We start from the raw sequence: 12,854 nt of genomic DNA, 5'->3' as shown, positions 1-12,854 counted from the left end.
CGTGGGCCTCGTCGATGGTAGAGAGCTGATTCCCAGAGCCAGGTTATGGCGCGGTCCCCGGAATTACTCCATGTGTGAAAATTCAAACCACGCTCACCGCAGCGAACAATTCGTACAAGTTTACGTCTCTGTACCGGGGATTTCCCGGTCAATCAGCACCTGTGAGACATAAAATTTCTCCAAGGAGTAGTCCGTCAGCGTTTTCACACAGGCTCGACCCGAAGGCGACGTTCGGGTCGAGCCTGGAGCGCCTCACGTAACGCCTCTCGGTTGATGGTGAGTCACGGAGCGACTGTATCGGAAGCGGACCGGCCCAGTTCTTCCACGTGGCCGCCGAGAGACTCTCGCGTCCGGGGATCGATGACCGCGACGGGCGCTGAGATCGCCAGACCGGCTGCCGTTCCGACGGCGGTGGCGGCACCCGCGGTCACCTGAATGATGCGGTCGCCCAGCCCGACCCGGGAATCCGTCACCGTCTGGCCTTCCGCGAGCCGCTTGCCGATGAGCTGCACGACCTCGGGGCTTTCGGCGAACTTGCCGTGATTGAGGGCGTCGCCCGCCTTGAGCTTGGTGAGATCGAGGACCGTCACGTTGGCCTGCTCGAGCTGCGTCCGGTAGGGCTCCTGATCGGGATTGATGGCCCCCAGACGAGCCTCGCTGCCCCACACCCGCCGGGAGACGGCCAGCGCGCGGTCGTCCTGTGACACGAACAGAGTGAAGGCGGGTCGGTTTGCCCTCGGTCCCATATCGACGAGGGCCTCCCGGGCGAGGTCGACATCGACGTCCGGTGCCGCCAGCAGGACGTTGCGGATCTTCGGCGTTACCCGACCGTCGCGGATCGCCATCTGGCGCAGAGTTTCGAGCGCAAGCGAGTTGCCCATCGAATGTGCCAGGATCGAGATCTCGCCGACAGCCGGATCACGCGAGATCGCCTTCAGCAGGCTCTCCAGCGCATTGCGGGAATAGGCCGTGCTCTCCCGGTCGTAGCCGTAGGCCAGCACGCTGCCGCGTGAGGGCCAGGTGAACAGGATCGGCACCACGGGGGCGTTGGAGTCGTGCACGATCTGCGCGAAGCGGAAGACCGCATCGTCGAAGCGGTTGTTGAAGCCATGGATGAAGACCAGCACCTGGCGTTTAGGCGTGGTCCGCAGGGTGCGATGGAACCAGGCGAGTGCTTGCTGACGGTCGATCACGTCGGCCTTGAGCGTGACGAACTCGGTGGCCGGGTTCCCCGGTACCTGCTGCGGCCATTGCACCTCGCCGATCTGCCGAGCGTTCGGCGGCGGGATCGAGACCGTGATGTTGGCGAAGCCCGGGGCTGATCCGCGGTCGCCCGAGAACATGTCCGCCGGATCGGTCTGCTTGCGCGTGGTAGCGACCAGCATGTCGACCCGGCTCGCGCCGGCAACGGTCCCGCTCACCGGGACCATCACGCCGCGGACGCTGGCGCAGGCGCTGAGACCGGACACCAGGGCGAGGATCAAGGAAAGGCGCGCGACCTGAGGCCGGACGGCCCCTCTCGCTACTGATCGTAACATCGCAGATCCTTTATCCAGGCCAATGGGAATGTGCATCCTATCAGGTTTTGGTCGGGCTGGAGGCCGCCCACTCGACCCGGCCATCATTCGGGCGGGGGCGGAGGCGGCTTGACGAGCTTGAGGGCCTGAACTGCCGCCACCGGCCCGGCGTCCTCGTGGCCGGCCACCTGGACGGTGGGAACGGCAAACCGGATGCCGTTCTCGTCAAAGGCCTGCTTGATCAGGGACAGGGCCCGCCGGCGGATCACGAATTGCTCGCCGGGCTTGGTCATCATCTTGAGACGGATCTGGATCCCGAAATCGCCGAATTGGTCGACGCCCTGCATCTTGAGCGGTTCGATGATGTTGGGCGCGAATTCCGGATCCTCCGCCAGTTCCTTGCCGATCCGCTTGATGAGCTTCTTCGCCTTGTCGAAATCGGAGTCGTAGGACACGCCGATGGTCATCTTGTCGATCACCCAGTCGCGGCTCATGTTCTGGACCGCCCCGAGCACCCCGAACGGCACCGTGAAGAGCGGCCCGCGGTGATGCCGCAGCTTCACCGACCGGAACCCGAACGATTCCACCGTGCCCTTGTAGCTGCCGCTCGTGATGTACTCGCCGACCCGGAAGGCGTCGTCGAGCAGATAAAAGATGCCGCTGAACACGTCCTTGACCAGCGTCTGCGAGCCGAAGCCGACGGCGACGCCCACGATGCCGGCGCCTGCGATCAGCGGTCCGATCTCCACCCCGAGCGCGGAGAGGGCCATCATCACGGCGACGACCGCCAGCACGATGAAGATCACGTTGCGGAAGATCGGCAGCAGCGTCCGCAGCCGCGCCTGCCTGACGGCCGCCTCGGTTCCGGGCGGGGCCAAGGCCTCGGTCTGGCTGAGCCGCCGGTCGATCAGCGACTTCACCACCTGCCAGATCAGATCGGCGACCAGCAGGATCACGACGCTGCTCAGCGCGCCCCGCAGGAGGCGGGTCACGAGGGTGTCGCGGCCGGTCATCTCGACCAGATCGATCCGTAAGGTGTACGCCAGCAGAAAGGCGGCACCGGCGATCAGGAGCGCCCTAAGGCCGCGATCGAGAAAGACCGCCGTCAGCCCTGGCGTGGACGGCGCCTCCGATCCTGACGGCGGACGGGAGACGTGATGGCTCGCCATCTGGGCGATCTTGATCGCCGGGGGCAGGAGGAGCGCGACGGCCAACAGCCAGAACAGGCGCATGAACCCGACAACCCAGAACCCCCAGAGCGAAATCAGACAAAGAGACAAAAGCCAGGGCGTGAACCTGTGACGCGCCGGGTGCCGCGTCTCGTCGGGGAGGGCGTCCAAGGCGGGAGGCCGGGTCCAAACGACATTCAGGGCGATGGCAAGGAGCCCGAGCCCGAGGGTATAGGCCACGAGCTCGCGGGCCTCTGGTGAGAATCCGAGGGCGCTCAGGACATCGAGCGTGGCCCGCCCAAAGGCGAACCACCCGACGAAGAGCGCCATCCGGCGGAACCAGAAGCGGGCGGCGCCGGCGGACAACGGGACGACCCGGAAGCGGTCTGCATTCTGCGGTCCGCCGCCGTCAGGTGCCAGGAGGAACCGGCCCAGAACCAGGACCAAGCGCAGAACCACGGCCGCGACCAGATACGCGAGGACGACCTGCCGCAAGAGCGGCGGCCAGTCGAAGGCGAGAAAGGCCCCGATGCTCCCGAGCCCGAAGATCGCCACTTCGCTGAGGCCGAAGGCGAGACGCAGGCCGATGGCGCGCATTCGCGCGGACGGCGTCTCGATGGGCAGGGTAACGATCCGCTGCTGGGGGTGAGCGGTGACCCTCCTGAAGATCCATTCGGTTCCGGCGCCCAGGGCGACAAAGCCGAGGACGAGGATCAGCACGCCCACGAGGCGGCGGCCTTGCAACTCGGCGAGCAGGCGATCCGCAGCATTGCGAAACTCGCCCGGCAGGCGCGGCGCGGCGGCCGCGAGAGAGGCGAGGTGGTCCCGCAGGCTTGCGGTTCGGGCCGCCATCATCTCGGAGGCGCTCCTTTCGATCGTAGGCGGCAACCGTTCTGCGAGCGTCGGCGCGAGCTGCTGTTGCTGGTCGATCCAATCGCGCACAGCCGGATCCTGCAAGAGGTTCAGGAGCTGCTGCACCTGGGGCGGGTTCTGCGTCGGGGTCGTTTGGGCGTCGGCGGACGCAGCCCCAAGGAACACAAAGAACAGCAGCGCCAGGCTGCAAAGGAGCCTTGCCGGTGCGTTTTGGTCAGCGTGCGTCGTCATCATCGAAACCGCCTCCTTCCACAGGACGCCTGTTTACGATCCTGCGCAAGTGCTCCGTGCCGAGGCACCGAGGCCGAGAAGATCGCCTGTCCCGGAGGGAACAGGGGGCATCGCCCGGGGTCACCACCTCATGCTGACGCCGAGGATTGGGCCGTGCTGGACCATATCGAACTCGTAGCTGCGGCGACCTTCGCCCTGGGCGTAGTCCACCGAAAGGGCGCGGTAGCCGATCACCCCTGAGAAGATGATGCCGTTGTAGGCACCGAAGTCGAAGCCGTAACCGCCGATGGCCTGCCAGGAGAAGTCGCTCCCGACCCCGAACCCACCGATGTCGCCGCGGAGGAAGAGTTCGTGCTCGGGTGCCACCGCGTAGCGCACACGCGCGCCGATCACAGGATCGACCCAGTCGACGGAACTAGACCGTGCGAAGGCGCGTGTCCCGGCGAGCTCAAGGTCGCCGATGTTGAGGGTGCGGGTGACCTCCAACGAGAGATCTCCTCCTGGTACCAGTAGCGGGCGCCGCCAAGCACATCGAACGCCACGGGCCCGGAGCGCGCGACCTCATAGGCGGCACCGACCTCGACGATGGCCATCTGAACATCCAGCTCGAGGGTCCGCCCGACCGTGCCCGTGATGCCGGGCGCTGGCATACGGGTCCGGACGTTGCTGCCCTCGATCCCCACCTTGCTCCAGACCAAGTCGCCGTAGAGAGCGAACAGGCCGTTGCGGGCCTCGAAATTCCCCATCAGGGCCACCAGCGTGTCGCTCTTCTCGACGATGTCGATGAAGCTCGCATCAACCATCGTGGAGCGCCCGCGCACCGTCTGGGTGCCCTTCAACGATGTCAGCCAGCCATACGGCGTGAAGCGGAAGCTCCACACGGGCGGCATCGCGATCGGTGCCTCGATGATGGGAACCGGAGCCGGCGTCACGAGGTCAGCTGCGAGCACCGCGCCCGCGCCTCCCAGGAGGCAAAGCGAGGCAAGGACCGGACAAACAAACGGATGTGACAGGCAACGCATGGATAGCCTCTAATGTCCTCTGCCCCGCGCAAGGAGCGCGATTGCAGCCGCAGAGCGTTCCTCAGTCAAGAGCGGCGCCCCGGATTCCTCGAACCGGATTCCCCATATGTCAGGTGTCTCAACCCGGGGTGTACCAGATCGGCGAGGTGTAGGCGCGTTCCATGATGGTCATGACTGTGCCGGGCAAGGGCTTGGTCCCGAACCGCTTCGCGTCGTAAGCGGTCCAGCGCGGCGTCGGGATCTCGATCACCCGGCCGTAATAGAAGGCGGGCTGGCCTGGGTCGAAGTCCGGGTCCGTCCAGACTGTCGCCAGTTCGGGCGCTCCGATCGTGTTCGTCCAGGTGGCGTTCGCCACGTCGACGGTGTCGCCGACCGGAGGCAGCTTACCGTCCCCGCCGGGCTTGCGCCGCTCGGCATCGGCCCAAGCAACGTCATAGACCTTCTCTTCGAGCTTGCCATCCTTCGTCAGCCAGCCCTTGACGATCTGGTAGCGGTCGAGGTTCGCGCCGATCGGATCCTTCAGCGCCGCCACGAGGAAGGTGGGTGACTTGCCCTGCGGTGCCGCCCGCAGATCGCCGCCCATCGGCACGCCCTTGGTGTAGCCGGTCTGGGCGGGAAGGCGGCTGTTGGCGTCCTGCGCGACAAAGTCCCATCCGCCGAAGAATCGCACGAGCATCCGCGGGCCGGTCGTGGCATAGGTCTCCCGACGCTGCATGGCGTCCCACAGCGAGGCACGGGTGTTCTCCTGCGCCCATACGGCGGCATACCCCGAGGAGGAGACCTGCCAGTCCATCACCTTGATGTTTGTCTGTGGGTTGTCGAAGAAGGTGGCGAGCATGCGCTCCGGGCTGGGCTCCTGCGGCGTGGTCTTGCCGAAGAAGTTGTCCTCCTCCATCGCGGCAAGGCCCGTATGGGCATCGCTGCTGCCGACCATCCCGAACTTGTAGGGATTGACGCCAAGCGTCTGTCCGAGCTTGAGGCCGTTCTTCAGCGCCGAGCGGGCATACTCAAATTCGAGCATCTCCCTGGTCTTTGCGGCACTGGCGTCGAGATTGCCGAAGTCCCAGCGCTCGAAGTTGGCGAACTCGTCATTCGGCGACAGGAACGGATGGGCCTCGCCGTCGCCCTTGGTCTGCGTGGCCTCGTACAGCCGTTCCCATCGTGTCCGCTGCTCGGCATACTCGCGGTCGATGCTCTTGCCGAAGGTCTCGACGATGGGGAACATCCGGCCGTTGCTGAGATTACCGTTATGCGCGATGGCGAGCACGCTGCCGCCGGTCTTGTTCTGGTAGGCCTCCATCCATTTCCAGAGGTCTGCCGGGTTGTCGCTTCCGAGAGGTGGATACACGGTGAACGGCTCGACCTGGCTCGCCCTGTCGCCGTTGTCGCGGAAGATGACGTTGCGGTGCAGGTTGTTGCCGCCCGTGTTGGAGGTCCACTCAAAGCCGATGAAGGCGGTGAAGCGGCCCGGCTCGTTGTATTGCTCGGCGGCGGCAATCGTCTCCTGCCACGCGGCGCGATAGGGACGCGTGCCGGGAGCGTACATGAGATCCTTCGGAAAGGTGCGCTGCGAGAAGGCTCTGATGATCTGAATGGCGGCTTCCGCACCCCTGCCGGATTGGACCAGATCATACCATTGGCGTCCCGTCGGATCGGCCAGCATCTCGGGTTTGCCTGCAAACAGGTCAGGAAAGAACCCCATATTGTCGGAATGGTCCGCAACCACGAGGAAGTCGAGCGGTCGTGAGAGCTTCACCGGCTGGCCGGACGAGGCGGTCAGTTGCTCGCCCCTGGCGAAGCGGTAGGCCTCCCGCGGCCCGAGCCGTGCCCCGAAGGCGCCCGCGTCCATGGAGAAAGAGGTATGAAGATGCGTGTCGCCGAAGAACGGCCGCGCAGGAAAGTCGCGGTTGGCATAAGGAGAATAAGAGGGCTTCGGCATCGCCTTCTCAAGCTGCTCTTGCGTCGGCGAACCGATGTCTTGAGCCCACGCCGATGACATGAGACCGAGAGTCATCACTCCCGCTAGAAACGAGCGTTCGAAATGGACCCTAGCCATAGGCTTCCTCCCGTCGTTGAACCTGCATCGGCCCGGCCTGCTGACACTGCCTTGTTTCTGCCCCCGGAAGCCGGCCGAGAGACATCGATCAAAATGCGGCGACGCGCTGGATCACCCAGACCGTCGCCAGACTGCCGATGGCATAGGGCGGAACCAGTCCAGCCCAGCGCGGCCACGTCACCCGGATTCGCGTGGCGCAGGCCATGACGGCGAGCACGGCGGCGACGAACAGCAACTGGCCCGCCTCGACGCCGAGATTGAAGAACAGAAGCGCCACCGGGATGTGGCCTTCCGGCAGGCCGACCTCGCTCAGGGCCCCGGCGAAGCCGAACCCGTGCAGCAGGCCGAAGATGAAGGCGACGATCCACGGCATCTGCGCTGCAAGCCCGGCGCGGCCCCGTCGTGCCTGCACGATCTCGGCCGCCACAAACACGATGCTGAGCGCGATAACCGCTTCGACAGGTTGCGAGGGCACGTGGACGATCCCCAGTGTCGCCGGCCCGAGCGTGATGCTGTGCGCGACCGTGAACGCCGTCACCGTCTTGATCAGTTGCCACATTCTCGTCGTGAGCAGCAGCAGGACCAGCACGAACAGCAGGTGGTCGATGCCCATCAGGATGTGCTCGACCCCGAGCGCGAGATACGTGCCCGCCACGCCCCAGACGTTTGGCCGGGTGGGGATGACGACTCCTGGCTGCCAGGGCGTGAGGCGGTGAACCCATGTTCTGCCGTCGGCGAACGCGACGCGAACGAGCGCGTCCGTGAGGGTTGTCTCCAGGCCGGCGATCCGCAGGGTCTGCCCGCGCAGATTGTCCGCCCGCAGGCGCCAAGTCTGCACGGCAGCATCACCCGTCGTCCGGCCCGCGACCGGAGTCACGGCCTCCACCGGACCGGAGAAGACGGGATCGAGGGCCAGGCGCATCTCGCCGAGCATCGGCGTCTTCCACAGCACGCTGAACTCGCCGGGCCGCTCCTCCCTCAGGTCGAGGTAGGCAGGCCGAACCTCGTGCGCGCGGCCTGGAAGCGGCGCCAGCAGCGTTGCTAGGGCCACGAGGATCGGGAGCCACCTCATGGCCGGACCTCCACCTGGCTGGCGAGGGGTCCGAGCCACAGGCGCACAGAGGGGTCGACGACAACCCGATACTTCCGCATCAGGCCCTGAAGGAGCTGCGCCTGGGCTGTCTCCTGCCGCTTGCGGCGCCATTCCTCCGCCAGGCGTTCGCGAACTTCCGCAAACGGACGCGCCTGAGGCGACGACACCACCGTGACCTTCACCAGATGCAGCCCATACCCGGATTCGATCGGTCCCGACCAGCGTCCGGCCGGAAGAGCCAGGACAGCCTGCGCGAATGCGGCGCCGAACAGGTTGGTGAGGGCTGGCTCGTCCTGGTCCGCGAACGTGTCGCCCAGCAGGAGGCGATCTCCCTCTTCTCCGGGAGTTGCAGCAGGACCGGACAACGCCACGAGGCTGGCTCGCGCGCGGCCGTCCCCATCCTCGCGGCGGAAGAAGACCTGTGTGAAGGACACCCGCGCTGGCGTGCGGACGAGATCCAACCGCGTCTCGTAGAGGACGCGCAGCTCGGGTTCGGGTGGTTCGGTGGTGCGGATCGTATCATCGATTAGGAAGGCCATCTTCTGCGCCAGCCGGCGGCGGACGATGGTATCGCCGACGTCGAGTTCCAACGCCTTCGCCTCACGGGCGAGCACCTCTTCCTTCAGATGATCCGCGACGAGACCCGTGAGTTCCTCGTCGGTCGGCGGGCGGCGCCACTGTCGCGTCCACATCGCCTTCAGCCAATCGGCGTCGGCGGCGGTTATGCGGATGACAGGCTGCGGCTGGGCCTCCTGCCGAGCGGTCCCGAAGACTGAATAGGCGGCAAACATCAGCCCGCCCAGCATGACGAAGTGCAGTAGTGGCTCCTTCAGCAGCCTCATGGATCACACTCCCGGCTGCCTCCAGTGTGACCGGATTGCGGGCTTTTGCTTGACCGTTTAGGGCATCGGCTTGGCAATTCCGGGTACCGGCCGGGGTCTATGTCCGATTATGAAGCGCCCAGCGACATCCCTGTTGTTCGCATGCCCCATGGGGTAACAGGGCATCGGCTCGGCCGTTGGGGAGCGCCTCGCCAATAACCTCGTGGTTATATCCTTCACCAAGGTCTGCGTTTGGCACTTCTGAGACGAAAACGCTTGGTCCGTTTCAGCGCTCAAGAGCCGACGTTCGGTGAGTGGCCGGAAGGTGAAAGGTTGACCCCACGCGCCTTGGGATACCTCACGGGGTGTGGTCTCCCGTCAGGAGAGGAAGTATTCTTCCGCTGAGGCAGTGGGCGCGCTCTCATCGAGGAGGTCTTTTCCCATGTCAGGTCATGCGATCCACATCAAGGTTGACGGAAGAACCTACTCCGGAACCTACCAAGTTGACCGAAAACTGCTGACCGTCACGACAACCTACGGCAGGAAGTCCGCCGAAATTAACCCCCGGGTGGCGCATGAGACCCTTGCCCACCAACTCCTCCAGGATCTGGTCCGGCAGGAAAAGTCGCGCAAGGGCTCGACCCTCTAACAAAAGGGGGACCGTTCGATGCGGACCATGTCCCGATACTCTGCTCTTGGCCTTATCGGATGGGTCAGCATGCTTGGGCCTGCGCTCGCAGACGAGACAGCGGCATGGACTGCCTTGCGCCAAGGTGGGCACGTGGCCTTCATGCGCCATGCCGAAGCGCCCGGCGGCGCCGGCGACCCGCCAAGCTTCAGGCTCGACGACTGCTCCACCCAGCGCAACCTGAGCGCCAAGGGGCGCGCGGACGCCCAAGCAGTCGGGAAGAACTTGCGAGCCAAGGGTGTCGCTGTCGCGAGGCTGCTGAGTTCGCCTTGGTGCCGCTGTGTCGACACGGCCCGCTTGCTGGATCTGGCCCCTGTCGAAATTGAGCCGATGTTCGCCAACGCCTTTGTTCTGGCAGAGCAGCGGAACGCCCTGACGGCTGGGGCAAAGGCCATCGTCACCGGCTGGAAAGGCCCCGAGACTCTTCTGATCGTGACCCACGGCGCGAACATCCAGGCGCTGACTGGCTCCAATCCAGCCTCGGGGGAGATAGTCGTGGCCGCAGTCACCCCCGATGGGGCTATTCGAGAGATCGGACGCATCCCAGTTCCTAAACCATGACATGATCTCCGGTCATGCCACGGGGGCCGGTGTCACTTGTGGCGCAGAGCACTTCAGCAACGAGTGTGAACTGTGGGATCTGCCTTCGTGTCAAGCGGACACCATCACCCTACTGTCCAGCTCCAGGTCGGCGCCGCTGCCGCTCCCGAGGCCGCTTGGCTCGCTATGGTGAGAGACTGAACCGTGATCTCGTCCCTGTCTGAGCTGCTTTTCCACCCGGGCGGGAAGGCGTATCCTGTTCACATTAGTTAAAGTCCTGCGTTGGGCCTTGGCTCCCCGACGAGCCGCTTTTGATTGACGCTTTGTCGACATCGCTCCTGAATTGGGTGGGTGCGTACCCTGAGGGAGGAGCACATGGACAGCCAGACTTAGCGACGGGGATGCTATCTAGGCAGTGGGGAGGAGCAAGGACGATGGCGGCAGACCAGCACGAGGCGTTGATCCGCGCCTACATCGACGAGGTCTTCAACGGGCACCGTGTGGACGCCCTGGAGAAATACTGGGATGACGATTTGACCTCGCACTGGCTGGGCATGGAGACGATCCATGGCCTGCCGGCCTGGCGCGCGGCCATGGAAGGCTTCTTCGCCGCCTTTCCGGACGCCGCCTACACCTTGGACGACATGTTCTTCGCCGGCGACCGAGGCGTCTGGCGTGGCCACTGGCAGGCGACCCAGCAGGGCGACTGGCAAGGGATCGCCGCGTCCGGCCGCAACGTGACGTGGACCGTCATCATCATCGGCCGCTTCGCCGGCGGCAAGCTGATCGAGGACTGGGTCGAGCTGGACCGGCTCGGCCTCTTCCAGCAGCTTGGATGCATTCCGACCGGGTCGTAGGGGTCTAGCGCGAACGCGTGGCGTTGACCGCTCGTTGCCGATGCAGGCCGCATGTGCGCCTCTGAACCGGATGTGGCCCATGATCCTCAACGCCCTTGTCGAGCCGGTGAAGCGCCGGTCCAAGGACAACATCAAAGACGAGACTGCTGAAACCCCTTGGATGCACCCTTCGAGACGGGACTACCAGTCTCCTGTCACGGGTATCCGTAGATCTGCGAGCGAACATCCGAAAATGACGCTGTGGACGGCTCGTACCAAGCAGCACATCTCGGAAGAAACACTTTGATCTGTTCATGAGGCGGTAAGCGGATCTTCATTTCATTTGCTATTCGTTACTCTTTGACCCGGAGTAGACCTCCAGCAGTCAGCAGGCGCTCTGATCAGAGTATCCTAACAGGCTGCTTGCATCGCGCGGTGCGGTTAGCCCGTTGGCAAGAGACCGGGACGGGAGCCGTTGTCAAAGGCGACAGACGTGAAGACTGCTTTGGTCACCTTGATCTGCTCGTCTCCATCGCAGGAGCGGCGCCAGGTTTTCACCTGAAACCTCATCAACGCTCGCTCCGTCGAGATTAGCGTTGCCACTGATGTGTTGGGCGCATCTCGTGTGAAGGAGCACGATCTTCCGTCTGGCCTGGAGTTCTTGAGGCGGACCTAATTCGCCGTCGCCCTTTTTGTGGAGCGAACCGAACGGCCACGCCGTCATTGTCATCGCGGAGGAACGCGGTTCCTCGGTTACGGCCGGCTTGCGGCCCCAGCAGATGAAAGAACGACAATGGCTCGAACCAAAAGAGACGACACTTCCCAACCCAGCAGGAGCCGGAAAACGCCGGAGAAGTCCATGTCGAAGTCCGCCTCCCGGTCTGCCACGAAGAAGCAAACTGGCGCTTCCAAGCGTGCCCAGCCCAAAGCGATGGCGGGCTCCCGGTCTGCAACGAAGTCCCAGGCTGTTCCCGCGAAGTCCCGTTCCTCTGCAGGATCGCACACGGCAGCACGTTCGTCCTCCGGCACATCGCGATCGCGTTCCACGACGCAGGCCCGCTCCGCGTCCCGCTCACGGTCGCAAGGCAGCCTGCTGAACCCAATGGCATGGCTCTCGAGCCTTGAGACAACGCTCACCTCCCCACAGGCGCGCGCCATAATGGCCGAGGCTCTCAGGGCCATCGCAAACGTGCTTGAAAAGCCGCAAAGCAGCGAGCAGGGCCAAAGCGGCGGAACACGAGAAGGCCGGAATGCCGTGTCGGCCGCAGGAAGTCTCGGCGCCGAGATCGTCGCGGCTCCGCTGGAGGTCGCCGCGGCTGCCATTGGTGCCGCAGGTGAGGTCGTGACGAGCGCACTTGGCGGGTCGCCAGGCAAAGACGATGACAACGGCGCCAGTCGGAAGGGCGGCCGGCGGTCCTCCTCGCGGAGGAAATCATCGGCGCACGGCGACTAGCCAACCTCATGACCTGACGATCGGACAGACCGCTCAGCATTACCAGGGAAAGTAAAGGGGCCGCCTCGTCGTAGCCGGCCTTCTCATCATCGGAAGCGCTAAGGCGTTATCAGGCCGCCTCGGCAACAGGAGCCGGTCCGGCCTCGTCCATGGCCCGCATGTAGACGTCGAGTAGGGTCTCGTGCTCGTCGCGCTCGTCCTGATCTTGCTTGCGCAGCTTGATGATCTCCTTGAGGATCTTCACGTCGAAGCCCTCTCCCTTGGCCTCGGAGAAGACTTCCTTCTTGGCCTCGGTCAAATCCTTGATCTCGTTCTCGATCTGCTCGATGCGCTCCACGAACGAGCGGATCCGATCGCCCGGAACTCCAACGACGTCACCCATGGCTTCTCCTTTGCCGTAGCTAGACCGGCACTATCGGGGAGGGGAGTAAGCACTCCGTTAATCCGGAGCAGCCGCTAAACAAGGAATGTCAGGAGTTGGCACGTTCCGGACAGGGGGCGAACTTCCGCTTTGGACAGGAACATCGGACGTTCCTGTCAGTGAACGAATTTCAC

General features: G+C 64.5%; 14 protein-coding genes. 5 read left to right on the top strand and 9 right to left on the bottom strand.

From position 1 onward, the window contains the following. Positions 1-281: 281 nt before the first annotated feature. The 7 genes from ILT44_RS28210 to ILT44_RS28180 form a co-directional block, all read right to left on the bottom strand. Positions 282-1,538 (bottom strand): alpha/beta hydrolase, encoded by a 1,257-nt coding sequence (locus ILT44_RS28210; RefSeq protein ID WP_204242935.1) that lies wholly within the window; start codon positions 1,536-1,538, stop codon positions 282-284. Between the two features lie 83 nt (positions 1,539-1,621). After that, positions 1,622-3,793, bottom strand: a complete 2,172-nt coding sequence (locus ILT44_RS28205) for a mechanosensitive ion channel family protein (protein ID WP_204242934.1) — start codon at positions 3,791-3,793, stop codon at positions 1,622-1,624. A gap of 117 nt (positions 3,794-3,910) precedes the next feature. Then, positions 3,911-4,183: a hypothetical protein gene (locus tag ILT44_RS28200; RefSeq protein WP_204242933.1), complete on the bottom strand. Its 273-nt coding sequence runs from the start codon at positions 4,181-4,183 to the stop codon at positions 3,911-3,913. Further along, entirely contained in the window at positions 4,180-4,740 is a 561-nt protein-coding gene (locus ILT44_RS28195; protein ID WP_204242932.1) for a hypothetical protein, read from the bottom strand. Before ILT44_RS28195 ends, ILT44_RS28200 begins: the two co-directional genes overlap by 4 nt. A gap of 190 nt (positions 4,741-4,930) precedes the next feature. After that, positions 4,931-6,826 (bottom strand): DUF3604 domain-containing protein, encoded by a 1,896-nt coding sequence (locus ILT44_RS28190; protein WP_372441275.1) that lies wholly within the window; start codon positions 6,824-6,826, stop codon positions 4,931-4,933. Between the two features lie 130 nt (positions 6,827-6,956). Further along, a complete protein-coding gene (locus tag ILT44_RS28185) occupies positions 6,957-7,940 on the bottom strand; it encodes a HupE/UreJ family protein (protein ID WP_204242930.1) in 984 nt (327 codons plus the stop codon). Next, positions 7,937-8,803 (bottom strand): peptidylprolyl isomerase, encoded by an 867-nt coding sequence (locus ILT44_RS28180; protein ID WP_204242929.1) that lies wholly within the window; start codon positions 8,801-8,803, stop codon positions 7,937-7,939. Before ILT44_RS28180 ends, ILT44_RS28185 begins: the two co-directional genes overlap by 4 nt. Positions 8,804-9,224: 421 nt before the next feature. Between ILT44_RS28180 and ILT44_RS28175 the strand changes: the two genes are divergently transcribed. The 4 genes from ILT44_RS28175 (at position 9,225) to ILT44_RS28160 (ending at position 11,153) form a co-directional block, all read left to right on the top strand. Continuing rightward, entirely contained in the window at positions 9,225-9,431 is a 207-nt protein-coding gene (locus ILT44_RS28175; RefSeq protein WP_204242928.1) for a hypothetical protein, read from the top strand. A gap of 27 nt (positions 9,432-9,458) precedes the next feature. Further along, a complete protein-coding gene (locus tag ILT44_RS28170) occupies positions 9,459-10,031 on the top strand; it encodes a histidine phosphatase family protein (RefSeq protein WP_204242927.1) in 573 nt (190 codons plus the stop codon). A gap of 413 nt (positions 10,032-10,444) precedes the next feature. Further along, entirely contained in the window at positions 10,445-10,867 is a 423-nt protein-coding gene (locus tag ILT44_RS28165) for an ester cyclase (RefSeq protein WP_204242926.1), read from the top strand. Positions 10,868-10,946: 79 nt separating this feature from the next. Continuing rightward, on the top strand, positions 10,947-11,153 hold the full coding sequence (locus tag ILT44_RS28160; protein WP_204242925.1) for a hypothetical protein: 207 nt from the start codon (positions 10,947-10,949) through the stop codon (positions 11,151-11,153). 446 nt (positions 11,154-11,599) lie between these two features. On the opposite strand, the gene ILT44_RS28155 is transcribed toward ILT44_RS28160, so the two are convergent. After that, a complete protein-coding gene (locus ILT44_RS28155) occupies positions 11,600-11,893 on the bottom strand; it encodes a hypothetical protein (RefSeq protein WP_204242924.1) in 294 nt (97 codons plus the stop codon). A gap of 55 nt (positions 11,894-11,948) precedes the next feature. Between ILT44_RS28155 and ILT44_RS28150 the strand changes: the two genes are divergently transcribed. Further along, positions 11,949-12,299 carry a hypothetical protein gene (locus tag ILT44_RS28150; protein ID WP_204242923.1) on the top strand — a complete coding sequence of 117 codons (351 nt, stop codon included), beginning with the start codon at positions 11,949-11,951 and terminating at the stop codon, positions 12,297-12,299. A 109-nt stretch (positions 12,300-12,408) separates the two neighbouring features. On the opposite strand, the gene ILT44_RS28145 is transcribed toward ILT44_RS28150, so the two are convergent. Further along, positions 12,409-12,681 (bottom strand): DUF2312 domain-containing protein, encoded by a 273-nt coding sequence (locus ILT44_RS28145; protein WP_204242922.1) that lies wholly within the window; start codon positions 12,679-12,681, stop codon positions 12,409-12,411. Positions 12,682-12,854 lie beyond the last annotated feature (173 nt).

The sequence above is a fragment of the Microvirga arvi genome (genome assembly GCF_016892765.1).
GTDB lineage: Bacteria > Pseudomonadota > Alphaproteobacteria > Rhizobiales > Beijerinckiaceae > Microvirga > Microvirga arvi.
The sequence above is the reverse complement of the archived record's forward strand: the minus strand, read 5'-3'. Positions and strand labels throughout refer to the sequence as shown.